Annotated in this window: 25 protein-coding genes and 2 pseudogenes; 12 read left to right on the top strand and 15 right to left on the bottom strand. The window is 53.1% G+C overall.

Annotated elements, in window-relative coordinates:
• Positions 1-211 precede the first annotated feature (211 nt).
• Complete coding sequence (locus APH41_RS00630) at positions 212-1105, top strand: cation transporter (protein ID WP_032872266.1); 894 nt, start codon at positions 212-214, stop codon at positions 1103-1105.
• 56 nt (positions 1106-1161) lie between these two features.
• Here APH41_RS00630 and APH41_RS27695 read toward each other — a convergent pair whose 3' ends face one another.
• From APH41_RS27695 to APH41_RS00640, 3 genes are all read right to left on the bottom strand, one after another.
• Complete coding sequence (locus APH41_RS27695; RefSeq protein WP_225568928.1) at positions 1162-1755, bottom strand: helix-turn-helix transcriptional regulator; 594 nt, start codon at positions 1753-1755, stop codon at positions 1162-1164.
• Between the two features lie 143 nt (positions 1756-1898).
• Positions 1899-2402 (bottom strand): signal peptidase II, encoded by a 504-nt coding sequence (gene lspA / locus APH41_RS00635; RefSeq protein ID WP_054916999.1) that lies wholly within the window; start codon positions 2400-2402, stop codon positions 1899-1901.
• Between the two features lie 130 nt (positions 2403-2532).
• Positions 2533-4605, bottom strand: a complete 2073-nt coding sequence (locus APH41_RS00640; RefSeq protein WP_232392676.1) for a heavy metal translocating P-type ATPase — start codon at positions 4603-4605, stop codon at positions 2533-2535.
• Between the two features lie 913 nt (positions 4606-5518).
• Here APH41_RS00640 and APH41_RS27700 point away from each other — a divergent pair.
• Positions 5519-5926 (top strand): helix-turn-helix domain-containing protein, encoded by a 408-nt coding sequence (locus APH41_RS27700; RefSeq protein WP_019816989.1) that lies wholly within the window; start codon positions 5519-5521, stop codon positions 5924-5926.
• Between the two features lie 290 nt (positions 5927-6216).
• Here APH41_RS27700 and APH41_RS29580 read toward each other — a convergent pair.
• The 5 genes and pseudogenes from APH41_RS29580 to APH41_RS00665 form a co-directional block, all read right to left on the bottom strand.
• Positions 6217-6440 (bottom strand): annotated as a pseudogene (locus APH41_RS29580) (hypothetical protein); the annotation flags it as partial.
• A gap of 73 nt (positions 6441-6513) precedes the next feature.
• Positions 6514-7452, bottom strand: a complete 939-nt coding sequence (copD, locus tag APH41_RS00650; RefSeq protein ID WP_019816987.1) for a copper homeostasis membrane protein CopD — start codon at positions 7450-7452, stop codon at positions 6514-6516.
• A gap of 3 nt (positions 7453-7455) precedes the next feature.
• A complete protein-coding gene (gene copC / locus APH41_RS00655; protein WP_024014909.1) occupies positions 7456-7839 on the bottom strand; it encodes a copper homeostasis periplasmic binding protein CopC in 384 nt (127 codons plus the stop codon).
• A 359-nt stretch (positions 7840-8198) separates the two neighbouring features.
• The gene (locus APH41_RS00660; protein ID WP_019816985.1) at positions 8199-9587 is read right to left on the bottom strand and encodes a heavy metal sensor histidine kinase; all 1389 of its coding nucleotides are present in this window, start codon (positions 9585-9587) and stop codon (positions 8199-8201) included.
• Positions 9587-10273 carry a heavy metal response regulator transcription factor gene (locus tag APH41_RS00665; protein WP_019816984.1) on the bottom strand — a complete coding sequence of 229 codons (687 nt, stop codon included), beginning with the start codon at positions 10271-10273 and terminating at the stop codon, positions 9587-9589. The genes APH41_RS00660 and APH41_RS00665 overlap by 1 nt, the downstream gene beginning before the upstream one ends.
• Before the next feature lie 204 nt (positions 10274-10477).
• Between APH41_RS00665 and APH41_RS00670 the strand changes: the two genes are divergently transcribed.
• The 3 genes from APH41_RS00670 to APH41_RS00680 all read left to right on the top strand — a co-directional run bounded on the left by APH41_RS00670 (position 10478) and on the right by APH41_RS00680 (position 14059).
• Positions 10478-10831 carry a co-regulatory protein PtrA N-terminal domain-containing protein gene (locus APH41_RS00670; RefSeq protein ID WP_024014911.1) on the top strand — a complete coding sequence of 118 codons (354 nt, stop codon included), beginning with the start codon at positions 10478-10480 and terminating at the stop codon, positions 10829-10831.
• Between the two features lie 157 nt (positions 10832-10988).
• Entirely contained in the window at positions 10989-11522 is a 534-nt protein-coding gene (locus tag APH41_RS00675) for a plastocyanin/azurin family copper-binding protein (protein WP_019816982.1), read from the top strand.
• A gap of 179 nt (positions 11523-11701) precedes the next feature.
• Positions 11702-14059: a heavy metal translocating P-type ATPase gene (locus tag APH41_RS00680; RefSeq protein WP_024014913.1), complete on the top strand. Its 2358-nt coding sequence runs from the start codon at positions 11702-11704 to the stop codon at positions 14057-14059.
• A gap of 20 nt (positions 14060-14079) precedes the next feature.
• On the opposite strand, the gene APH41_RS27705 is transcribed toward APH41_RS00680, so the two are convergent.
• The 4 genes from APH41_RS27705 to APH41_RS00695 are packed head-to-tail and all read right to left on the bottom strand — an operon-like array spanning position 14080 to position 15922.
• On the bottom strand, positions 14080-14280 hold the full coding sequence (locus APH41_RS27705; RefSeq protein ID WP_019816980.1) for a DUF1289 domain-containing protein: 201 nt from the start codon (positions 14278-14280) through the stop codon (positions 14080-14082).
• Positions 14281-14282: 2 nt separating this feature from the next.
• Positions 14283-14654: a hypothetical protein gene (locus APH41_RS00685; protein WP_045061253.1), complete on the bottom strand. Its 372-nt coding sequence runs from the start codon at positions 14652-14654 to the stop codon at positions 14283-14285.
• A gap of 39 nt (positions 14655-14693) precedes the next feature.
• Positions 14694-15626 (bottom strand): CDF family Co(II)/Ni(II) efflux transporter DmeF, encoded by a 933-nt coding sequence (dmeF, locus tag APH41_RS00690; protein ID WP_019816891.1) that lies wholly within the window; start codon positions 15624-15626, stop codon positions 14694-14696.
• A 20-nt stretch (positions 15627-15646) separates the two neighbouring features.
• The gene (locus APH41_RS00695) at positions 15647-15922 is read right to left on the bottom strand and encodes a metal/formaldehyde-sensitive transcriptional repressor (RefSeq protein WP_019816892.1); all 276 of its coding nucleotides are present in this window, start codon (positions 15920-15922) and stop codon (positions 15647-15649) included.
• Positions 15923-16283: 361 nt separating this feature from the next.
• On the opposite strand from APH41_RS00695, the gene APH41_RS27710 reads away from it, so the two are divergent.
• Positions 16284-16484 (top strand): heavy-metal-associated domain-containing protein, encoded by a 201-nt coding sequence (locus APH41_RS27710; protein ID WP_019816893.1) that lies wholly within the window; start codon positions 16284-16286, stop codon positions 16482-16484.
• Between the two features lie 110 nt (positions 16485-16594).
• Here APH41_RS27710 and flgB read toward each other — a convergent pair whose 3' ends face one another.
• A complete protein-coding gene (flgB, locus tag APH41_RS00700; protein WP_019816894.1) occupies positions 16595-17008 on the bottom strand; it encodes a flagellar basal body rod protein FlgB in 414 nt (137 codons plus the stop codon).
• Between the two features lie 383 nt (positions 17009-17391).
• Between flgB and APH41_RS00705 the strand changes: the two genes are divergently transcribed.
• From APH41_RS00705 to APH41_RS00725, 6 genes and pseudogenes are all read left to right on the top strand, one after another.
• Positions 17392-17598 (top strand): co-regulatory protein PtrA N-terminal domain-containing protein, encoded by a 207-nt coding sequence (locus APH41_RS00705; protein ID WP_019816895.1) that lies wholly within the window; start codon positions 17392-17394, stop codon positions 17596-17598.
• 177 nt (positions 17599-17775) lie between these two features.
• Complete coding sequence (locus APH41_RS00710) at positions 17776-19752, top strand: copper resistance system multicopper oxidase (RefSeq protein ID WP_034115529.1); 1977 nt, start codon at positions 17776-17778, stop codon at positions 19750-19752.
• A gap of 12 nt (positions 19753-19764) precedes the next feature.
• Positions 19765-20013 carry a hypothetical protein gene (locus tag APH41_RS28685; protein ID WP_131670796.1) on the top strand — a complete coding sequence of 83 codons (249 nt, stop codon included), beginning with the start codon at positions 19765-19767 and terminating at the stop codon, positions 20011-20013.
• Positions 19985-20959, top strand: coding sequence for a copper resistance protein B (locus APH41_RS00715; protein WP_019816897.1), 975 nt, complete (start codon positions 19985-19987; stop codon positions 20957-20959). The genes APH41_RS28685 and APH41_RS00715 overlap by 29 nt, the downstream gene beginning before the upstream one ends.
• Positions 20960-20968: 9 nt before the next feature.
• A pseudogene (locus tag APH41_RS29220) lies at positions 20969-21772 on the top strand (cytochrome c).
• Complete coding sequence (locus tag APH41_RS00725; RefSeq protein ID WP_032872163.1) at positions 21762-22229, top strand: DUF411 domain-containing protein; 468 nt, start codon at positions 21762-21764, stop codon at positions 22227-22229. The pseudogene APH41_RS29220 and the gene APH41_RS00725 overlap by 11 nt, the downstream one beginning before the upstream one ends.
• A 303-nt stretch (positions 22230-22532) precedes the next feature.
• Here the strand turns inward: APH41_RS00725 and APH41_RS00730 are convergent, their stop codons facing one another.
• Entirely contained in the window at positions 22533-22865 is a 333-nt protein-coding gene (locus APH41_RS00730) for a DUF2790 domain-containing protein (protein WP_032872197.1), read from the bottom strand.
• Between the two features lie 187 nt (positions 22866-23052).
• Positions 23053-24684 (bottom strand): TniQ family protein, encoded by a 1632-nt coding sequence (locus APH41_RS27715; protein WP_225568932.1) that lies wholly within the window; start codon positions 24682-24684, stop codon positions 23053-23055.
• Positions 24685-24931: the final 247 nt, after the last annotated feature.

Genomic DNA, 24931 nt, shown 5'->3' on the forward strand with positions numbered 1-24931 from the left:
AATATGAGCGGATAGCTCATCCAACGTATGACGTATCGGAAAATAATGATCATCGCTCACCTCCTTTTAGGAAGCGAAGACGATAAGTCACAGGCTGGCGTTTGGATTGAACGAAAGAGCTACAATCGAATGATGAATATCCTCGCTTGACCTTATAGCGGCTAGAAGGTTTGTAATCGACAGGATCAAGTGTATTTAGAGGAGCGGCCCCATGAGTTCGTGTGACAAATCCTGTGGCTGTGGCCCGGCTTCAGCAGGCCCAGAAGCAGCAGCTAAGCCATTAAATGAAGGGACATGGATCAGCAAATTTTCAGTACCAAAAATGGACTGTCCTTCCGAAGAACGGATGATCAGACTCGCGCTGAATGGCTTGCAGGAAATAGCTTCACTTTCTTTTGACCTATCCGGTAGACAGGTGAGTGTTTTTCACGAAGGGGCCGTAGAGCAGATCGCTACCAAGTTGGAGTCACTTGGCTTGGGGGCAAGGCTATTAGATACGCAGCCCATCAGCCCAGAGTCCGTATCAGCCAACAGTGCCAATGAAGAGCAAAACGCTTCAAAGGAAGCCAGCACATTAAAAATATTGCTCGGCATCAATGGTGCAATGTTTCTCGCCGAAATGAGTGCTGGCCTGATTGCCCAATCGACGGGGCTGATTGCCGACTCGCTGGACATGTTTGCTGATGCGGCCGTTTACGGGCTGGCCCTCTTTGCGGTCGGCCGCAGCGCGGGAATGCAAGTACGTGCAGCACACCTGGCAGGTATGTTTCAGATCATTCTAGCTTTGGGTGTGCTTTTGGAAGTTGCTCGACGCTTTCTCTATGGCAGTGAACCTGAATCGATGCTGATGATGGGGATAGGCGCCGTCGCGCTGGTGGCAAACGTCACTTGCCTGTGGCTGATCTACAGCCACCGCGAAGGAGGAGCACACATGAAAGCGAGTTGGATTTTCTCAGCCAACGATGTGATTGCGAACGTTGGCGTAATCGCTGCAGGAGCATTGGTCGCTTGGACAGGGTCTCCGTACCCAGACTTGGTGATTGGTACGGTCGTTGGCCTGATCGTTTTGAACGGCGCACGTCGAATCCTGGCTCTAAAAGCTTAACTATTCCAATCGGCGAGCGGCCTGTAGCTAAGGCCGCAAGCCTCTAACCTAGTCGCTTAATGCAAGCTCACTTCGGCGAGCGCCGATGAGGGATCTATACCCAACAGCGAGCGAAAGGTTCTGGAAAAGTGGGCTGAGTCGGAGAAGCCTGACGCGTGCGCAGCGGTGGTTATAGGTTCTCCGGATGCCAGATGTCGAACAGCTTGGGTCAGTCGTAGCCATTTAGCATAGCTACGCAGCGGCAAACCGGTTTGTTCCACGAACCAATGCGAGAATCGAGTTGGGGACAGGTGTACCAGTGCTGCCAACTCTTCACGTCGTACCATGCCCTGGTAAATGGCCGTGCTGACTATTGCCAGGCGAGGATCGGCGACTGGAGGTGCATCGGTTATCTGTAGGGCTTTTCGCACTGCGGACCGAGTGTCTCCCGCGCCTGCCTTCAAGGAGTCAGCAATTAGTGCGGCGTCAGCCGGGGCGATATTGATCGGAATCGGCGTCATGGTCTTCGGCAAAACCTGGCCCTCTTCTGCCAAGACGTCCAAGTAGATTGAAACGATGAGGGCTCCGCTGATTCGATGCCGAACACCGGCTGGAATAAACACTGCAAACTCGGTGTGCTGACGCGGCAGGCATTCCACTGTTACAGGCACGTCGATACCTATAGCTATTTGGTGAGCCTGATGCTGATGCCAATCTTGATGACCAGCATGCCCAGCAAAAACCGCTAACCCAGGCGTTAGCCATGCGCGACCAGACCACCTTAGGACACGTACTGGAAGGTGGCGCTCCATCGTCAACGTTTGCTTGGCGACGCGGGGCTAATCACGCTTATGACCAATAAAAACGATGCGCCGCTGACAATACATATATCTGCGAGATTAAACGCGGGCCAGTGCCAGCCTTGATAGTGAAAATCCAGATAGTCCACGACAAAGCCTCGCAAAGAACGGTCGATAAGATTGCCAACAGCCCCACCCAAAACGAGACAATAGCCCAAGACTTCGCTCCAGTGACGTTCCCGTTGAAGGATCGCGACGAGCGTCAATGCTACGGCTAGCGCAACAACAACGAAAAGGTAACGCTGCCAGCCTCCAGCGTCAGCCAAGAAGCTGAACGCGGCGCCGGTATTGCGTGCATGCACTATGTTGAAAAATGAGCCTACGGCGACCGATGAGCCCAGCTCATAAAGGTGCTCGACGCCAAGCTTTAGACTTTGATCGATCAACGCCAGGACCGCTGCAATTCCCCACCACAAAGTAGGCGGCTGTACACGAGCTGTCATTGGGAAACCGTTCATTGGCTATTCCGTAGTAACCGTTCCAGTACATCTGAAACTGGTATTTTTTGAAAAGCACTGACTCTTGCTCGTGCGGTATCACCCACTGGGATCCAGGTCTTGGAACAGCAAAGCAGGCATCGTGTCCGTATCATTTGCGCAGCAAGCGCAGGCCATTCAGTACTACCAACAGGCTTACCCCCATATCCGCGAATACCGCCATCCACATCGTAGCGTGACCAGTGAGCGTAACGGCTAGGAAGATGGCTTTAACGCCCAGCGCGAGCGCAATGTTTTGCGTAAGTACTGCTCCGGTCTGGCGGGAGAGACGAATGAAGGCAGGAATCTTGCGCAAATCATCATCCATGATTGCTACGTCAGCAGTCTCGATCGCCGTATCGGTGCCAGCTGCCCCCATCGCGAAGCCCACATCAGCCCGAGCAAGCGCAGGGGCATCGTTTATTCCGTCACCGACCATGCCGACGGTGCCTTTATGATCGATCAAGGCTTCGATGGCTTTGAGCTTATCGATCGGTAGGAGATTGCCCTTGGCCTCGTCAATGTTTACCTGCGCGGCAATTGCCAGCGCGGTATGTGGGTTGTCCCCTGTCAACATCACAGTCTTCACACCTAACGCGTGAAGCTCCTCGATTGCGGCTCGGCTGGTGGCTTTTACCGTATCGGCGACTGCAAACAACGCCAGCGCCCGTTTGTCATCGGACAGAATGACTACAGTTTTCCCTTGCCGCTCAAGGTGGCCCAGGGCGGCTTCGGTATTAGGTGAGCAGAACCCCAACTCCTCCAACAAACGATGGTTACCCAACTGGTAGCGCTTACCCTCGATCTCGCCGCGGACCCCTCGGCCCAGCAGCGCTTCGAAGTTATCCACTTCCAGCAACCGCAGCGATTGCTGGGCCGTTTGTTTGGCAATAGCCCGCGAAACCGGATGATCCGAACGTTGGGCAAGGCTCGCGGCGGCAATGCGATAATCTCTAGATAATCCATCAGCTAGAGGCAGGAAATCGGTCTGTACGGGCTTGCCATGGGTAATGGTCCCAGTTTTATCCAAGGCCAGATGGGTGATCTTGCGACCGCTTTCCAGGTACGCCCCGCCCTTGATTAAAATGCCTTTTCGCGCCGCTGCCGCGAGGCCGCTTACAATGGTCACCGGGGTCGAAATCACCAGTGCGCAAGGGCAAGCGACTACCAGAAGCACCAGCGCCCGATAAATCCAGTCAGCCCATAATCCGGCCATAAACAGGGGCGGGAATATCGCAACGGCAAGGGCGAAGAAAAACACCGATGGCGTATAAACCTTGGCGAACTTATCGACGACCCGCTGGATCGGGGCGCGTGAACCTTGGGCTTCCTCCACAGCATGAATAATCCGGGCCAGTGTCGTATTGCTGGCCTCAGCCGTCACGCGGTACTCGAAGGAACCGGACTCATTGATCGAGCCGGCATAAACAGGGTCACCGACAGCTTTCTCGATGGGCAAGCTTTCCCCGGTGATAGGGGCTTGGTTTACGGTAGAGTTGCCGGAGATCACGTTGCCATCCAGACCAATGCGCTCGCCGGGGCGAACTCGAACCAAGGAGCTGATCTGGACGGTTTTGACATCTACGTCCAGCCAACTGCCGTCTGCCTGGCGCACCGTTGCATGATTTGGGGTCAAGTCCATCAGTCCTTTGATCGCATTGCGTGCACGATCCAACGACTTGGCCTCAACCAATTCGGCAACAGTAAATAAAAACATGACCATCGCCGCTTCTGGCCACTGCCCAATCAGGACCGCTCCCGTCACCGCAATGCTCATCAACGCGTTTATGTTGAGATTGAAATTTTTGAGAGAGATCCAACCTTTCTTGTAAGTCGCGGGCCCGCAGAGTGCTACCGAGATTAAAGCTACAGCAGCAATCACCCATTCGGGGGCTGCCTGGGTGAAATGCAAAATTTCCGCGCCTACCGCAGCAATACCAGACAGCGCTAACGGCCACCAGGTGCTTTTGCGCAGTGATTCAGCTTCAAACTGGCTTTGCTGCTTATCCGCGCCTGGTACGTCGACCGCGCCATTCAACGGTTCCGCCTGCATACCAAGCGATGACACGGCCGCTTCGATTCCCAGGGTATGTGGCAATTCGTGCCAGACACCTAGAGTACGGTTCATCATGTTGAATTCCAATTTCTGAATTCCAGGCATCTTTGCAAGCTTGCCCTCAATCATCGCCTGCTCGGTAGGACAGCACATTTGCCCAATCCGGAAACGACTCAAGCGAGCCGTGTCGTTGACAACGGCTGATGACACTTTGGATGCGCACGCGCTTGGGCCATCCGTTCCAGATGCAGAGCAACATGCATCGGTAACAACCGAGGTGGTGGGCTCGTTCGGTTCGGTAGGTGGATATTGAGAAGATGTCGGAGATGAAGTGGAGCAGCTTGTCTTTCCGCCGTTGCCTCCAGCAGAGCAGCCATCCGCACTTTTGGTTGTTGAAAGCGCAGGATTCACGTCCGAGGTCTTAGAAGAACAGCAACTGGTAGTTCGATCTCGATCGGTTTCGTCTTCACCCGATGTTGCGGAAGTCGCACAGCAGCTCCCGGATGCGACAGGGTCAAAAACGTCCACGCCCGCTGGCTTTTTTGGTGCTTGCTCGTCACCGCAACAGTTTTTCATGAGAACGCTCTCCGCTTTTCATGGCGAGAGTGAACACCTTATAGCCACTATAAGGTCAAGAGATTCTTCGATGCCTTAAGGCATCCACCAGCGACCATTCATGTTCAACGTGATCACAGTGAGTAAGTGGCCGGTAGTAGATAGGAAATGCTGCTTCCCCTCGCGCCTACGGTGTTGGCATCAACGGCGTCCTATTTCGTGACGCTAATATCAGGCGGCATCCCGTCCTCACAGCAAAGCACACAGGGCACTTGCCCTATGCGGCGGCCGACGAGCAGCACAGAAGCTCTGCTACGAAGGTAAGCAGCCATGTGCAGAGCAAAGCGTCCAAACTCGAGTTGAAGAGATCGGCGGGGAGGGTTTTCATCGATCAGAGGCCTGGCGATCGGTAGAACGGTGAGCAAGGATTTGCTTGTTGCCTGACGCGAGTAGAATGAGGATTCCAGCAACTATAGGGTCAAGAGAAATGAATGCGCCCACGTACACGATCGGTGCCTTGGCGAAGCTGACCGATACCAAAGCCGTAACCATCCGCTATTACGAGCAGTCAGGGCTGCTGCCTTCTGCTGGAAGATCACCGTCGGGTTATCGCTTTTACACAGATGAAGAGCGCAACCGGCTGCTGTTTATCCGTCGCAGCCGCGCGCTTGGGTTCAGCGTCGATGACATTCGCGATCTACTCGGCCTGGCTGACCGACGCGACGCTTCCTGCGCCGCTGTGGATGCGAAAGTGCAAGGGCAACTCCAACAAGTTCGAATCCGTATTCAGGACTTACGAGGTTTAGAAGCCGAACTGACACGACTGAGTGTTTGCTGCCACGGTGGTGTTATAGAGCAATGTCGCATCATTGAATCATTGTCGAATCGTAGTTAACGCGGCAAAAGACTCCATGTGCGTAGAGATTGTACGAGGTGAGAATCGTCATTGTGCAATAAAGTCCGCTATCTTGGTTTATTTCAGGATGCGTGCCTTAGGATTGTCCTGTGGTTCGCAAATTTGCCATCCCATTAAAACCGCATGCGGCGACATGTGGGAAAATCGATGGTAATAGCTCTAAGTTAACCGTGCTCAGTTATCATTATTGAACCACCGACACCTCCGTGCTTATTAAATTTCTGACGCAAAGTGCTTAACCGTGCGACAGGGTAAATTCATTGCCGCTTTGAAATGTGCAGCTTACCGCCTGTTTTGCACCCTTGCTCGGCTTACGGGGTTCACCGAGTTCGGGGGACTTCATGTCACGGCGGCAGCGTTGGCCCATGTTGTCATCCGCCATCCAAGGGTTTCATTGGACATGGCTCTCCGGCGCTTGAACACCCGCCATCCCGCTGAGGGGAAGCGCCAGGCTAATCAGGAAAATCAGGCAAAGCCGTAGACAGCGTGTCATGGGCTGAAGTGTAGCCAGTAGAAATGGTGCTAACAATCACGCTCCAGGCTTCTGGGTTAGCTGCCAGAAACCTCTATTGCGCGCTCATTTCCATTTCAGGACTTAGCGTGCCTAACCATGCGACAAGACAGATGATGAGGATTGCCATCAGGAATTCGAATTTCATGCTGCGGCGCAAGGCATTGACCGCTACAGAGTATTGACCATTGCGAACCGAGCGCTCCAATAGCGGGCTTAAGTGAAAGCGGTTCAGCGTCGCTAAAACGATCATCCCGGCAAAGAGCAGGATCTTCAAAAACAGCAACTGGCCATAGGTACTGAGCATGACCTCATCAAGGTTGGGACCGACGATGAAAAGGTAATTTACTACTCCCGTAACGCTTATGATCGCAACAATCACACCGCCGGCCGACTCAAAGCCAGTCAGCACGCGGGCAAGAATACGTGCTTCCTCCTCACCCTTCAGCGATTTCAACCGTAGCAGTAGAGCGAAGGCCGCTAGAGCACCCAACCAGCCACCTGCCGCTAATAAATGGAAAATGTCGCTGAGAAAATGCCAGTAGCGGCGGCTGCCTTCGTCCATGGCACCATGCCCCGTCCAGGCTAGCGTGGCCAACGCGATTGCTCCACAGACGGTGACGATCCAGAGGCTGGGTGTCGGATATCGTTTATTCAACGCGACGCCCAGAATTGCCCCCACCAAGGCGGCTATCCGAACCATCCAGGTCAGCCCAACGTCGGTGCCCATGATGACCATTTCAAAAATGTGGTGATGTAGCTCCATAAGCTCCGATACACCGCTCATTGCTTTTGCAAGCAACAACATCGCAGCAAGGGACAGAACTACACCTGCAACAGAAGTACCGTAGAGAAGCGACTCAAAGTTCAAGACCGTGCCCGATACCCTTTCCTTTCCCCTGAGGCTGTACAAGCCAAATATGGCCAGTCCAAATAACAACATCAGGTCAAAATAGAGAGCAAAGCGAACCACGATATTTAATGAGTCGCTCATGGATTATTTCACTTTGAATGAAAAGTTGCCGGTGATCGGGTGGGTGTCCGAAGACACTGCACGCCATTCAACTTTGTAGGTGCCGGTGGTCAGCGGTGCAGCCGGCGTAATCACCATGGTTTTCGGATCACCACCAGCAGCGACGGCGGCCTTTACACCCATGGGTGAGTTAGGCATGCCTGGCATGTCGGTCATGATCAGCTTTGCACCGGAGAACTGAGTGGTGAGATTCTCAGAAAAATGCAGTTCGATTTTCGACGGAGCCGCCGCATCCGAGCCTTCTGCCGGAGTGGAAGAAAGTAGTTTTGGATGTGCCTGGGCCACTGCACTCAGAAGCAAACCAGCAGTGATTGCAACAGCCACGGACGTAGTTTTAAGGAATGACATGCAAGACTCCTCACAGCAAGCGCTGTTGATTCGAGGTTTTTTGGGAGGAACTAGTTTTTAATTTCTTTAAAAACCACTGTTGATTAACTTGGAGCCCCCGTCCTCTTCGCCAGGTTGAACAGGAGAAACTCGCTAGCCCTAACGTCACAGTGCGAGAACACGATGCCACACGATCACAAACTGTTCGATTACATTTCAGTCAGCTTGATCCGATGTTTGGCATCTAATCGTTGAGCGTAGCAAGACCTGGAAAAGACACGGCGTACCGCAGGACAGGGGAGCTCAATCACTTTGAAAAATCCGCAGAGGCGTAGCAAACGCAGAACGCCAAGACGTCGTTGGTCCCAATGTTTTGTCGCTCAGCTAACCGTGGAATCGACGGCCGGAAACTCAAGATGAAAAGCCGTTTTCCCGTCGCCTGACGTACACCAGATCTTGCCATTGTGCGCTTCGACAATTGATCGGGTAATTGACAGACCTAGCCCTGCGTTGCTCGGACTTCCTTCTCGCCGCGCTGGGTCCACGCGATAAAAACGATCAAACAGCTTTTCAAGGTGTTCGGGGGCAATGGGCTCACCATAGTTTTCCACGACAACCGTTACCGACGCATCCTTGTGCTGAATATCGACACTGATTGACGTCCCTTCATAGGTGTAGCGCAGCGCATTTGAGAGCAGATTGGAAATCGCTCGGTGGAGCATAAGAACATCACCTCGCACGCTCCCCCGTCCTGAAACCTTGAGCTCGATCCCTCGTTCATCAGCCAACAGGCGGTAGTACTCAAGCAATTTTTCCACGACAGCCACCAGGTCTATTGGCTTGCTCTCGTGCGTAATTAGACCATTGTCAGATTTCGCCAGAAAAAGCATGTCATCAATCATCCGGCTCATGCGCTTCAAGTCATCAAGATTGGAGTACAAATTGTCTTCGTAGTCCTCGATGTTTCTTTTTCTCGAAAGCACCACTTCAGTGTGGGTCATCAAGTTGCTCACGGGGGTCCGTAGTTCGTGGGCAATGTCTGCCGAAAAGTTGGATAACCGGACAAATGCATCGTCGAGCCTGGATAACATGGCGTTGAACGACAACACCATCTGTTGAAGCTCTTTCGGAACGGGTGCCAGGGGAATACGCTCCTTGAGTGATTTTGCTGACATGGAGGCAGCAACCCATGTGACCTGGCGGATAGGCCGCATGCCACTGCTAGCTACCATCCAGCCGAGTGCAGCACTGACCAATGCGCTGATCACCAACCCTATCCAAAACCATCGTTCGAGCGTCTCGAAAAAGGACATATGCTGCGTAACGTCAAAAATCAACATGACAGTTAATGGCCTTTCTTGTCCCGTCACTACGGATTGCGCAGTCACACCACGGAACATCTGCTCTTGCTCCCGCCATTCCCAGACGGTTGTGTTTGTGGTTGTTCGAAACGCCTTCGGAACGTCGACCGGGCCGGGATCCGCAAACAGCACCTTGCCGTCGCCATCGATGATAAGCGCAGTCAAATCACGGTGTGCGCCCAGCAGCGCTTCTAACTCCGGTTTAGCCTCGCTGAATTGATCGATGTTGCTCAGCCCGGACAAGATCCGCTGGGTCGAGTGGAGTTTTTCGTACAATGCCTGCTGATCCAGCATCTTGAAATGATGCCGGCTGAGGTTATTGAAACTGAGTCCGGCGACCGTGAGCACGGCCGTTACCGCGAGCATAAACATCAGACTCATACGAGTCGTCAGGGACATCCGGTTCATCACGACTCCGAATCTGGTGCATCGAGCATGTAACCCATTCCCCTTGAGGTATGAATCAACTTGACCTCAAAATCGTCGTCTATCTTGGCCCTGAGCCGTCTCACTGCAACCTCGATAACGTTGGTATCGCTGTCGAAGTTCATATCCCAAACCTGGGAGGCGATAAGAGACTTTGGCAGCACCTCCCCTCGACGACGCAGCAGAAGCTCAAGCAACGCGAACTCTTTGGCCGTAAGGTCTATGCGTTTGCCTCCTCGGATGGCTCGACGCTTGAGCAGGTCCACTTCAAGGTCAGCCAGTTTCATAAAGGTTTGCGAAGGTGCGCTGCTACCGCGACGCAGCAGCGTTCTGACTCGAGCAAGCAATTCAGAAAACGCGAAGGGTTTGATCAGATAGTCATCCGCACCGAGTTCAAGTCCCTTCACTCGGTCTTCAACGCGGTCTCTGGCGGTGAGAAAAAGCACCGGGACGTCTTTCCCGGAAGCGCGCACCTTCTGCAGGACTTCCCAGCCATCCAAACCCGGCATCATGACGTCGAGAATCAGCAGATCATAGGCTTCGCTCAAAGCGTGCTGAAGCGCCTCTTTTCCATTCGTGAAACGGTCGACATTGAACCCGGCCTCGTTGAGCCCTTGCTGCAAATAGATACCTATTTTTGGTTCGTCTTCAGCGACAAGAAGTCTCATGAGGTCGTTCTCAGATAAAGGTTAAGCGGAGTCTGCAACGAAAACTGGCAGCCAACCAGCAACTGACAGAAAAGTAATCTTGGCTTCAGGTAGATGTCAGCGAGTGCTGGCTAGGGTTCAGACATGAGCACTTCATTGGTGCTCGACCGACCTCTGAGCGATGAATCGTATGGAAGTCGGATTCCCTCATGAGGAGCTACCCCGATGAACCACCTGAAAATGCTGTTTTTTGTAAGCTCGATACTGGTCTCGGCTTCTGTGTGGGCTGAAAGCGGCGGAGATCGTGTGATTGAGCGTATGGAAGGTTTGCGCGACAAGGCCGAGGCCACGTTGATGAAAGCTGAACAAGCCCCTGAAGGAGAGCGTCACGTCCACATGGCAGAACACATGAAGATGCTTGGCGACATCATGAGCCAGCTCCACAACGATCACCCAGATGCCTCAATGTCACCCCAACAGCATCTAGCCTGGATGGAGAAGCACGACAAAATTGTTGACGACGTTTTGCGCCAGATGCAGCGCGAGCACAAATTGATGCTTTCAGAAAACCATCAATAAACGCCCCCAGGATAAGTACTTGTCAGCATCTTGTTGCGGCGTCAATTGGACGCCGTATCTATTTAGAAAACTGACAAAGAAGTAATGCCCAAGTCAGTTAGCTGGCAGCTGAGCATCATTAGCATAGCCAATGTTCCCACGTATTCCTGAGGTCACCATGAAAACTACGCTCGCTACCCCGTTCATCGCAGCAATGACCCTTTTTTTCGCTGCTACGGCTATGGCTAATGCTGGGCATGGACAAGACGACATAGGCCAGCCTGGTGTGGCCTCTGACGTTACCCGCACTGTAGAGGTCGAGATGGGCGACATTTTTTTCAAGCCTAAAAGCATCGACGTAAAACCTGGTGAAACAATCCGCTTTGTCCTTCGCAACGAGGGTTCGCTGCTGCATGAGTTCAACATCGGCAAAGCCGCTGCTCATGCAGCACACCAGAAAGAAATGGCAAGCATGTTCAAGAACGGAACATTAAGCCCTACCGGTACCGGGAAGATGAGCGGCATGAGCCACGGCATGGGCGGAATGAAGATGGTCGCAATGGAGCATGACGACCCTAACAGTGTCCTGATTGAGCCTGGCTCAACCCAAGAGCTGATCTGGACCTTCAACGACAGTGCAGGGCTTCAGTTTGCCTGCAACGTGCCGGGGCATTACCAATCGGGAATGGTCGGCGAATTTGATCTGAAATAAACCGGGTCGGCTGTTTCTGCCGGCCCGACGCAAGAGTTGGCTACGCTAAGTCGCAAGTAACATAGCAACGCTTCTCAGCCGGGGTCCGTGCGGAAACATCACCGCACCACTGTGGAGCCGCAAATCAGCGTTGTACTGAATATGCTCATTTCTAGTAGCACCTTACAAGGGGAATAGACATGCCTACCACCTCTGGCCATCACGACCATAATCACACCCATGCTGCTTCCCGGGATGATGCTGATCTACATGACCCGGTGTGTGGAATGGCAGTCACTTCGTCGAGTAAATTTGCTGAGACTTACCAAGGACAGACGTATCGGTTCTGTAGCCTGAAATGTCAGGAGAAGTTTCGAGCGGACCCTGAGCGCTACAGTGGCCACGTGGTGCGCAACGAGTCAGGCAGCACAACGCCGGAGTCTGCGGTACAAACGGGCACTGAATTTACGTGCCCGATGCATCCTGAAATACGGCAGACCGGCCCCGGTAACTGTCCTAAATGTGGCATGGCACTAGAGCCTGTCATGCCGGCGCTTGATGAAGAAGAAAATCCTGAACTCCGGGATTTCAATCGCCGCTTCTGGTGGTCGCTGCCCTTAACCGTGGTCGTAACCGTGCTCGCGATGGCGGGTCACTCGTTACAACTTCTTCATGGTTCGGCTCAAAACTGGATCGAGTTCGCTCTGGCGACACCCGTGACCTTATGGGCAGGATGGCCTTTTTTTGTAAGGGGACTGGCCTCGGTTAAAAATCGCAGTCCCAACATGTGGACTCTGATTGGGTTGGGCACCGCCGCAGCTTATCTGTACAGCGTCATAGCAACGCTCTTCCCCCAAAGTTTTCCCTCCAATTTCATGCAAGATGGACGTATCGGCGTTTACTTCGAAGCGGCAGCGGTCATCATCTCGCTCACGTTGCTTGGCCAGATCCTTGAGCTCAAAGCCCGATCACAAACTTCCGCCGCCATTAAGTCTCTTCTCGGCCTTTCGCCCAAAACTGCACGCCGGATCAATGCCGATGGCCAGGAGGAAGACATTCCTCTCACACATGTGCACCTGGGAGACCACTTACGGGTCAGACCGGGTGAAAAGGTGCCAGTTGATGGTTCGGTACTTGAGGGTGAAAGTGCGGTGGATGAGTCGATGCTCACTGGCGAGCCAGTCCCGGTAATGAAGAAAGCTGGAGATAGCCTGATCGGCGCCACGCTGAATACGCATGGGAGCCTGGTGATGGAGGCCCAGAAGGTCGGTGCCGAAACCATGCTGTCCCAGATCGTACAGATGGTCGCGAGAGCTCAGCGTTCCAAGGCGCCGATGCAACGAATGGCCGACTCGATTGCCGGCTACTTCGTGATGGGTGTTATCGCGATTGCGATAATGACATTTATCGGTTGGGGGCTTTTCGGCCCTGAGCCCAGTTGGGTGTTTGGTCTAATCAACGCTGTCGCCGTGCTGATCATCGCTTGTCCCTGTGCGTTGGGACTTGCTACGCCTATGTCGATCATGGTGTCGACAGGTAAAGCAGCCAGCATGGGTGTTTTGTTCAGAGATGCCAGTGCAATTGAAAGCCTTTGCAGAATCGACACGCTGATTGTCGACAAGACAGGCACCCTGACAGAGGGACGGCCCGTGTTTCACAGCGTGGAGGCCACTCCCACCTTCAATCCCGACGACGTCCTTCACCTGGCTGCCAGCCTTGATCAGGGCAGCGAGCATCCTTTAGCACATGCGATCGTCGATCACGCCCGAGCCGAGAACATAAAGCTCACCAAGCCCGAATCCTTTGAGTCGGATTCGGGTATCGGCGTCAGTGGCGTTGTCGATGGCAAGAAGCTCCAGCTGGGGAACACAGCGTTGATGGAAGCCGCAGGCGTGAGCACCAACTCCCTACAAGAGCGCGCTGAGGTGTTGCGACTTGACGGCATCAGTATTATCTACCTCGCCGTCGACGGCGCATTGGCAGGTTTGTTGGCCGTATCAGATCCGATCAAGCCAACCTCAAAAGAGGCCGTCACCAAGCTTAAGGCTCACAACGTGAAAATCATCATGGCTACTGGGGACGGGCTTACTACCGCTCGGGCTGTCGCCAGGGAGATGGGGATTGAAGAGGTCCACGGTGAAGTCAAACCCCAAGACAAGGAACGTCTGGTGGCAGACCTACAGCAACACGGGCGAAAAGTGGCCATGGCAGGTGACGGTATCAACGATGCTCCGGCCCTGGCGCGAGCAGATGTGGGGATAGCCATGGGAACGGGGACTGACGTGGCGATGAATAGCGCGCAACTCACGCTGGTCAAAGGTGACCTGATGGGGATCTTACGAGCACGAGCTCTTTCGGTCGCCACAGTTAAAAACATGCGCCAGAATTTGGGCTTTGCTTTTCTCTACAACTCAATGGGTATACCTCTTGCCGCTGGTTTGCTCTATCCATTGACGGGGCACCTCCTGTCGCCAATGATCGCTGCCATAGCCATGAGCGTCAGTTCCGCGTCGGTAGTTTTCAATGCATTGAGGCTGAGGAATACCCGAGTTGACTGACCTTCAAAATTGCAGCGGTTTTAACTCGGGGGGAATGGCGATCCATGTGCTTTCTTCAATCCCTTTAAGCGCGCATTCGCCCTTTGCACAGCGGCCATTTTTTCGGGCCGCTTCATGCGCTTCCACTTTCTGATGTCTTCCTTATTCCGCCCGCAGCTCACACACAGATCACCACTGAGTTGGCAAACCGAGATACAAGGATTCTCGATTTCTTTTGCCATGGTCAGTCCCCCTTAGCTTTATGTAGTTGAGCCACGCGACGTTTCCAGTCGCCTATGTGCGTGCGTTGGCACTCTTGCTCCGAGTCAAAGCGGACATTGCGGTCTGAAACAGGCAGGTCAAGATTGGCCTCTTTCAAGGCGATCGCCGTCAACTCAAAGATGCGGGCCTTCGCGTCAATCTCGGCCCGCTTCCTGTCAGCCAGGGTTTCGAACACCCAGATGACCTTCAGGGTTTCAGCCAACGCACTTAGGTCAGCGGTGTGAGTGAGCCAAATAAACCCCTTTATCTCGTCCTTTGCTGTTTCGCACGCGTCGGTGAGCGTGACGATCAACTGGCGCTCGATCCGAGCCAGTTCACGTTTACCGGGCGGCATCGGTGTGTCCTATAGAGGTTGTGCTGGACAGGCGCTGAGTCATGTCTGCCGGAACTCGACGGTCAGGTGGCTGACTTCGTGAACTGTTTTGAGACGCTCACGAATGCTCTCGGCGTTCACAGTGGCTTCACCTAGAACGCTGACGATCGCCGCGCACGCTTGAGGTCCCACCCTCCAAACGTGCAAGTCTGTAATGGTAGCGCCACCAGGTTTCTCAACGAGTTCGCGGATTTCCTCGGCAACGTGCGCGTCGGTCTGATCGAGCAACACGCCCGCAGTTACCCCCATCAAGGTCCAGGCCCAACGCGCGATAACGATAGCGCCGACGATACCCATGACCGGGTCGAGCCACACCCAACCCAGATATCGACCGGCAAGCAAGGCAGCGATGGCCAGAATCGACGTCAGCGCGTCTGCAACGACGTGGACATAGGCGGACCTCAAGTTGTTGTCGTTTCCGTTGTGGGCATGAGGGTGATCGTGGTCGTGCCCATGTCCATGTCCATGCCCATGCCCATGCCCATGACCCAGCAGCAGGGCACTGACAATGTTGACGAGCAAACCGACAACGGCGATGAGGGTCGCGGTGCCAAACTGAACCGGTGTTGGCTGCAACAAACGCATGAACGATTCAACGCCAATGCCCAACGAAATCATGCCAAGAATCAGCGCCGAGGCGAACCCGCCCAAGTCTCCAACCTTTCCTGTACCGAAACTGTAGCGCTGGCTGGTAGCGTGGCGTTTTGCGTATCCGTAAGCGGCCGCCGCGATGCCCAATGCGCCGGCATGGGTTGCCATGTGGAAGCCATCGGCCAGTAACGCCATCGAACCCGTGATATAGCCGGCGGTGATCTCCCCGATCATCATTACCACCGTAAGTGCTACAACCCAAAGCGTACGCTTGGCATTCTCATCGTGCGCTGAGCCTAGAAACACGTGGTCGTGTGTGTAATCGATGTCGGTCCTGCTCATACGTGTTTACCTGGATGCATTCACTTGGAGTACCGGCGGATAGCTTCAAGAAGCTCTTCGACGCCCTTGTTACGCTCTTCTTCGCTGAGAGCGGGGTTCGCGACATGTGCTCGTGCGTGATCCTCGATGATCTCCTCCATCAGCCCGTTGATGGCACCCCGAGTGGCCGCAACAAGATGTAGTGTCTTGGCGCAGTCGAAGTCCGATTCCAATGCTCGTTCAACAGCTTGAATTTGCCCGGCAATACGTTTTACACGTTTAAGAAGATCGTCTTTGTGTGATGCGATATGACCCACGCTATACCCCCCCTACCTATATAGGGTCGCATGATAGGCCTCCCCCCTATACCTATGCAAGGTTCGCGGGAGGACAGATCAAAGCCGTTGACGAAACGAGAGGCATACAAAATCGTTGGATCAAGCGAGAGAGCCGCAATGTTGCCGTTAGCCGACCTTTACCGACGAGAACAATAGGACGCACTCCTGGAAACCGTTCAAATGGTAGCGAGCTAATTAGCAGCCGAGTGGTCAAGTCCCATAAAACTTCTCGAAATCTGCGCTCACGGCTTTGATTAGATAATCGTTGACCTTGCCATGGTGTCAACGTCGATGCTGTCGCTGCGGGGAAAAGACACCGCTCAGCACGAGGGTAATTCACATGGTCGTCTTAGATGTATCAGGCATTGGTTGCGGCAGCTGCGTCGGCAAAATCACCAGAGCGATCCAGGCACTGGACGACAACGCTACGGTCTCCGTCGATCGATCAACCGGTAAGGTGAGTGTTGAAAGTAGCGAAAACGCTGAACAGCTCCGTAAAGCTGTGGAGGCTGTTGGTTTTCCTTCCAAGATCAGCCATTGAATGGAGACGCCTGCTCCTGAGTAGAGCGTCGTCTGATGGTGAATACCTTTGAATCCGAAAGTACCTGAGCCGCTGTATCGGCCAAAGTTGGCTCGCATGCGCCTATGCTGCTAGTCACCGCGCAGAGCTTTGAGCAAACCCTTGAATGCTCCATTTAGCCGAGTAAAAGCGGCATCGAAACGTATCGCGTTTTCCGTGTATTTCGCGACCTCGACCTGCTGATCGACAGTATTTTGGTCCAAGGCAGGCTGAGCCGGCGTGCTGTAAAGCAAGTCGCGCCCGTATATAGCCACCGCCGATTCTTTCTTAAGAAAATGCTTTGCGTTTGTTGTTTTCAAAGAAAACGCAGTGGTAGCAGGTTCTTTGGTTTGGCTGGCGAGCACAGTAGAAAAATCCAAGTCTTGGGCTTTGAAGTTCGGAGTGTCAGCGTTCGCGATATTGTTACTTAAGATCTCAGCTCTTTGGCCACGATAAACTAACGCTCTTTCTGCGGAGCCTAATGCTTTCTCAAAATTAATACTCACAATTAATCACCCTCGGTGGCATTACTATCTTCTTTGATCATTGAACACCCAGCTGTTGCAGCAGCGCATTCAAGTCTCCTATTAATTTTAATGCAGAGACCTAGAACATCGCCTCCGTGAGAATTAATGGAACCCAAAGCAATGATTACACTTCAATCTTATATTCAATAAAAGTCGCGCAATGCGAAAAGATGGAGACCATACGTATTAAATAGCGTGTACTTCAAGAAAAATATTCCAAACTGACACAACTGTAATATTGGCCTAAGCTTCCTGACAGGGGGTGTCTCTTATAGTCCAACTGAGTCTTTTGCTCACCCCCAAAGAGTCCAATCCATGATGTGATTCAGAGGGGATATTTTCACACATCTGAGGTAGCCCATATGAACACCATCAAAACCTTGTTCGTCGTCGCAGCGCTGACTGTTTCCACTCTGGCCATGGCTGAAGGCGGTGGTGACCGGACTTTCGCACGTATGGAAGTGGCCAGGACGAATTCGATGGAATCGTACCAGGTAGCTCAAACGCAGAGCGCTCAACCGCCTGTCGCTGAAAGCAAAGCCAAAGCGATGGACCATAAAAACTGCTGAACGATCAGGCACGCGGCCAAGCTGACAGAAATGTAATCACGAAGGTGGTTTAGATGTGGCAATTTCTGAGCTCGCTTGCAATGAAAAATTCGTCTTTTTTTCGGTACGCGAAGCTCATCTTGCCAACTCACGGGTTGATTTGAACGGCTCCCTTTTGACTGATCGGAAATAAACGGCATGCATTCCAAAACCTCTAGACGGACATTCGTTAAAGGCCTGGCCGCCGGCGGCATCCTTGGTGGCCTTGGTCTGTGGCGCACTCCTGTATGGGCAGTGACCAGTCCCGGCCTGCCGAGCGTCCTCACCGGCAACGAATTTGATCTGTTTATTGGTGAAACGCCGGTAAACATCACTGGCTCGCCGCGCACAGCCATGACCATCAATGGCTCGTTGCCGGGGCCTTTGCTGCGTTGGCGCGAAGGGGAGACGGTCACTCTGCGCGTGAAGAACCGTCTGGATCAAGACACCTCCATCCACTGGCACGGCATTATTTTGCCTGCCAACATGGATGGCGTACCGGGTTTGAGCTTCCACGGCATCGCGCCCGACGGCATGTACGAATACAAGTTCAAGGTGCATCAAAACGGCACGTACTGGTACCACAGCCATTCTGGGTTGCAAGAGCAGGCAGGTGTTTACGGGCCAATAGTCATCGATTCGAAAGAGCCTGAGCCGTTTCAATACAATCGCGACTATGTGGTGATGCTGACTGACTGGACCGATGAGGATCCTGGGCGCGTCATGGCCAAACTCAAGAAACAATCGGACTACTACAACCACCACAAACGTACCGTGGGCGACTTCATCGACGACGTCAGCAAGCAAGGTTGGTCTGCTGCCGTCGCCGACCGGAAAATGTGGGCCGAAATGAAAATGAACCCAACTGATCTGGCAGACGTCAGCGGGGATACTTACACCTACCTCATGAATGGCCAAGCGCCGAACGGCAACTGGACCGGTATTTTTAAGCCTGGCGAGAAGCTACGCCTGCGCTTTATCAATGGCTCAGCGATGAGCTATTTCGATGTTCGCATTCCTGGTTTGAAAATGACCGTGGTGGCGGCCGACGGCCAATATGTCCAACCAGTCAGTGTCGATGAATTCCGAATCGCCGTGGCAGAAACCTATGATGTGATTGTTGAGCCTGCCACCGAGGAGGCTTACACAATCTTTGCCCAGTCCATGGATAGAACCGGCTATGCGCGGGGGACCTTGGCAGTTCGTGAAGGACTGAAAGCACCGGTACCGGCGATCGATCCGCGTCCGCTGTTGACCATGGATGACATGGGCATGGGCGGTATGGCTGGCATGGACCATGGCAGCATGGCTGGCATGGGCGGCGGCGATATGAAACAGGGTGACATGTCAGGTATGGCTGGCATGGATCACAGCAAGATGCAGGGAATGGACCAAGGTGACATGACCGGGATGACCGGCATGGGCAGTGGTGACATGACCAACATGGCCGGCATGGACCATAGCAAGATGGCAGGTATGGACAAAGGTGACATGTCCAACATGGCCGGCATGGACCACAGCAAGATGGCGGGGATGGACAAAGGCGACATGTCCGACATGGCCGGCATGGACCACAGCCAGATGGCAGGGATGGGCGGTATGGGAGGCGAGATGCAATCTCACCCAGCGTCCGAAACCAACAACCCGTTGGTTGACATGCAGGCCATGAACCCAACGCCAAAACTGAACGATCCAGGTATCGGTTTGCGGAACAACGGTCGACGGGTGCTCACTTACTCAGATCTGAAGAGCACTTTCCAGGACCCTGATGGCCGAGAGCCCAATCGCACCATTGAGCTGCATCTGACCGGTCACATGGAAAAGTTTTCCTGGTCCTTCAACGGCATCAAATTTTCTGATGCTGAGCCCCTTCGTCTCAAGTACGGGGAGCGTCTTCGCATCACCTTGGTAAACGACACCATGATGACGCACCCCATCCACCTTCATGGAATGTGGAGCGACCTTGAAGATGAAAACGGCAAGTTCATGGTACGTAAGCACACAATCGACATGCCACCGGGTACCAAGCGCAGCTATCGAGTAACCGCCGATGCTTTAGGTCGCTGGGCCTATCACTGCCACCTGCTTTTCCATATGGAAATGGGCATGTTCCGTGAAGTACGGGTTGATGAGTAAAGGAGACGATCTGTGAGCACACACCTAAATCGTAAATCGCTGATCGGTTGCCTCTTTGCTTTTGGCCTGATGGGTGGATTCTCCTGCGTAGCATTGGCAGTCGAAGAACGTGGTGATCCTTCACCTGCTACTTCTGCGGATGCGCCGAACAAGACTGCGACCACGTCAAACGAGGCAACGCCGAATCACGCGACGATACCTCATACCAAGATGCGCCATGAGTCGATGGATCATGACCATGAAAACAAGAAGGCGGATTGAGATCATGACCAAGAATTTTTTACGCCCAACGTTGATGGTATTGGCAGTTTCTACGAGTCCTGTCTTCTTTGCCGTGGCTCACGCCGCTGAAGAGATGGATCACTCGAAGATGAACCATGGCTCCATGGGAGCGATGGACCATAGCAACATGGGGGCTATGGACCACAGCAAGATGAAAATGGACGACGGTCAAATGACCGGCATGGAAAGTATGGATGAAGGGACGACGACAACCAGTCGAACCCCTGTCCCCGTACTTACCGATGCTGACCGTGCAGCCGCCTTTCCAGATGTCGCTGGTCATGGTGTCCACGACAAAACAATCAACTCTTTCATGCTGCTGGATAAGTTTGAATACCAGGATGCTGACAACGGTAGTGCGTTGGCTTGGGATGCGAAAGGATGGATCGGCGGTGACATTGATCGACTGTGGTTGCGCTCGGAAGGCGAACGTACCAATGGCGTGACGGAAAGTGCTGAATTATCCGCGCTCTGGGGGCACTCCATCGGACCGTGGTGGGACGTCGTCACCGGTGTACGACAGGATTTCAAACCAGGGTCTCCTCAAACCTGGGCCGCACTCGGCATTCAGGGCATGGCCCTCTACAACTTCGAGGCCGAAGCGACTGCCTACATCGGTGAGAACGGTCAATCGGCTGCTCGACTGGAAGGCGATTACGACATTCTGCTGACGAATCGATTGATCTTGCAGCCGACGGCCGAGGTCAATTTTTATGGGAAGAATGACCCTCAGCGCGGCATCGGGTCCGGATTAGCCAACACCGAAGTGGGGCTCCGATTGCGTTATGAGATTGTCCGCCAATTTGCCCCTTATATCGGGGTGAGTTGGAGCCGTTCCTATGGCAATACGGCAGACTTTGCACGTGAGGAAGGTGAAGATGCCAGCGAGGCACGCTTTGTCGCCGGTATCCGGATGTGGTTCTGAGAACCGGGCATGAAGATTACACTGAAGGCACTGATAGCTGCTGGTCTGGCCACCGTAGCAGCGGCTGCCGGCGTGGTATATTTCGGCGTGATCAATGTCGGGGCGGATGATCCCCACTCTGCCCCTGTCTACGCGCTACTTTCTATTGCTCGGGATCGCTCGATCGAAGTGCGCTCGCGCGACATTCAGGTCCCCGACCTGAGCCAAGAAGCCCTCATCCGTGAAGGTGCTGGCAACTACAACTCGATGTGTGTCGGTTGCCATTTGGCTCCGGGCCTTACAGGCACCGAACTGAGTAACAGCCTTTACCCCGCACCTCCGAACCTTTCAAAACTGGGCGTCGATGGGCACCCAGCCGGAGCTTTTTGGATCATCAAGCACGGCATCAAATCCACCGGCATGCCCGCGTGGGGCAAAAGCATGGCCGATCCGTACATATAGGGGATGGTCGCATTTCTCCAGCAGCTTCCGTCACTTCATACAGAGCAATACAAAGCCCTGATCACGAGTAGCGGTGGCCATCAACACGGTGGTGGCGAAAGCGTGATGCACAACCATGAGGGTCAACATGGAACGACCCAGGGGCAAAGTGGCGCAGGTGCTGCCAACCAAAGGGCGGAAGTCCGCGCTAATGATGACGAGAAAAACACGGCACATGCCCATGGCCCCTCCGCAGCGCCGTCTGCAAAGGAGCCTGCGGACCACGCCGATCATAAGGGTAGGGAAGCTTCAGATGACGCGGCCCCGACTCCAACCGTACAGCCCAAATCACATACACATACTGATGGGAAGGAACATACCCATGCGAAATAATTCTCTTCGTCGCAGACGGGCACTTCGTCTCGCTGCTCTCGTGGCTCTGTTCATCAGTTCAGCCAGTCACGCAGCAGAGCCATTGACGATCGATGTACATCGCGACGCTAATTGCGGATGCTGCAAGAAATGGGTCCAGCACCTTGAAGCCAGCGGCTTTACCGTCGTTGATCACGTGGAAACCAACATGAGCGCGATCAAGCGCGGTCTCGGGATTTCTCCTGAGCTCTCGTCCTGTCACACAGCAACCATCAACGGAAAGTTTGTTGAAGGTCACGTGCCCGCCGAGCAAATCATTGCGATGAGCAAACGTGATGACCTGCTCGGGATTGCCGTTCCAGGCATGCCGGCCGGCTCCCCAGGAATGGAAGTGGACGGGAAACATGACGCGTATAACGTAATCGGCTTGTCAAAGGCAGGCACAGACCACGTCGTTGCTGAATACCCCGAAAACTGATCTTCTAATCTCACTCCTGCATGGTGAAGGTCATGGCCGTGCAGAGAACATAGCTCATTTCGAACGTAAAAAAGGCGCCACTAGGGCGCCTAAACCACCTCCCAAACCAAAGGAAAAACAAGGAGGCGGGATGTATCAGGTGGTCGAGCAATTGTTTACTGCACGTTAGAAACCCTTCGACTGACGGAATGATTTCATAAAATGGATAACTTCAGGCTTTCCTGAAAATTACTTCTACGTCAGCGAGCAGTAAGCTAGTTTCGGACAAAGGAGAATTATGCAGTTCTTAAATAATTTCATTGTCTAGCTTCCATGGGGGCAGTTGTCGGCCATGACCTTATATTCCACGGTGTTAAGCTTGCCCGTAGAGTCTTCATAGGTCATGCGCGAAGGGGCAACCCCACAGGTTTTATTGGCTTGCGTGACACTGACGACCTTGTGGATATCGAGGTTCATACCATATTCATAATGAACAACTTCAGGAGGAGTCTTGCCGTTCCTTGAGGCATATTGCTCCATTGCTTGTTGGTTCTCTTGCATCATTCGACCATACACGCGGTCACCGCCACCTTCAGCCATGGCTAATGAAGATAAGGTCAAAATCGAAGCGGCGCAAAACGCTTTCACTGCTGTCATTGCTTTCATGATTTTCTCCTAAAGCTCAATTTACTGAGTTAAAGAGTAACAAGTGAAAGCTTTCAGAAAGCTGCCGCGAAGGTTACTAATGTGAAAGGTGGACGCTACCCCGCATTTACGCTTTCAAGCCAGATGGGATTTTTGTTAACACCAAAGGTTGGCAGACGCTGACGGAACAAAGATGCCCTCAAAAGCTTATTTGAACCGGTGGTCCCTCCCAATTCCTCGATACGCCGGTAGACCTGAGCAGGGCCTCCGCGTCGACCCCGGTTCTTGCCAGGCTTTCCAGATCCCACTCGAAGAAACTGCAAAAAACCAGGAAAACCTTGCTTGATACCGCTGAGGTCAATCTTACCGTCGAGTAATTCACGGGGAGCTTCATCCTGATGAGTTCAGAGACAGTCCACACCAAAGTTCTTAGACGAAAATGCCATACTGACTCCTGATGAATCTTGATCTGTTGATAAGTAAGAGGGAACCTCTGCTTGCGTAGATCCAGCTCATGAGGTAACGAACCTGGGAGCAGCGATTGCAAATTCCGAATGTTCACTCTCTTCGGATCTTTCGTAACTTTATACAGCTCATCTACGCCCGCTTCGATAAGGGCTGCATAGGCGTCGTCTCTTGAGTCGACGGACTTTTCGACCTTAACTGTAGCTTTTTTAGGGGCATGGAGTTTTGCCATTAACCATGCGTTATCATTTTCTAGAATCCATTGCGTAGGTTTGTACGCCTTCTTCCAGAGGTACTCGATATTGGCATCGGTACGTAGCGCTAAAAGCAACTCGATTTTTTGGCGATATCTAGTTTTTTGACTAAGACGCGATTCTTCGACTTTGGGCGCTCGCGGAGAAACAGCGGCACTCAGCAGAATAGACTCATTCTTCAGAGCCTCTTCAAAGCCATCTGCACTGGAAAACAAATGAAGAGCAATGATCAAATGCCGCGCGAGCGGCATATTTAGCTGACCTTTATCTGATTTGAGCCGGATCCATTGCTCATGCTTTCCGGTGTTGTAGGCTGGATCAATCTGCGCCAAAAGCTCATCGCCGTAAGCGCTTTGGATGCTGTCGAATAGTTTTGCGATACCCGCATTTTTTCCGAAAATGAATCCGCGTTTCTTGCATTGGCGGACGTAGCACGAACTTAATACCGTACTGCCTATCGGAGGGATATTGCGTTGCAGGATATCGTGTGCGAACAGAGCGACTTTCTGTTCCATCTTTGACCCCTTGTGTATTGCTGCGCTGTTTAACGGGCTCCAGCCGCATGCGCATGGCTCAGTCAGATTGGGAAGCAGCTTCAATTTACGGTAGAACGGGCGAGAGCACTCGGGGCAGGCATGGATCAATGCGTCGCCATGACGCCAACAGACGGCAACACCGGGTATCTGGTGAGATCGATGCCAGTAGGCAGAACCCCGCTCAATCAAATCTTCCTGAACGCAGGTAGGACAAAGCTTAGCCTTGCCATGGGTGGACTCTTCTCTGCGGGGCACCCGTACCACCCCGTCATAACCCAGTGGCCCTACGTCGTTCTCTGGCCCCTGCTTAACCCCAAGAAACGGTCGGTAAGCAGGAAAAGTAGTATTGCTTCTGATCAACTCTGCGAGATTGCTCTCCGATTGCCCCGGCAGCCTGTGCGCGAGCCTCTCGATCTGCTTGGGTACGATGCCACCGATGCAAAAGGGTTTCGATGCGAACAAATCGCGATAGGTTTCCGTCGCGGTTCTGTTACCTGACAGATAGTGATATCGGGTGACACGAGAGTAAAGCATTTCATCCGGCATCGAAACGGGGAAAAATAATAGATCAGACATCATTTACCGATTAAAGGTAGGGCTCGAAGAGAATGTGCATCCGGGGGCAGTATATATGCAACCCCTAAAATTCTGCATCCGGTCTGGATTTGAAATGACAAGCCGCTCAACTTTGAATCGTAGTGAATTCATCTAAATCCTGCCGCGCCCGTATTCCTCGAATACAAAACACGTATCGATAAACCCGCGTAGGTCAGCCCATGCCGGTTGCAAAACTATTTCAGTTGATCGCGGGTTAGTACGTTTA

The organism is Pseudomonas sp. NBRC 111138 (assembly GCF_001320835.1).
Taxonomy (GTDB): domain Bacteria; phylum Pseudomonadota; class Gammaproteobacteria; order Pseudomonadales; family Pseudomonadaceae; genus Aquipseudomonas; species Aquipseudomonas paracarnis.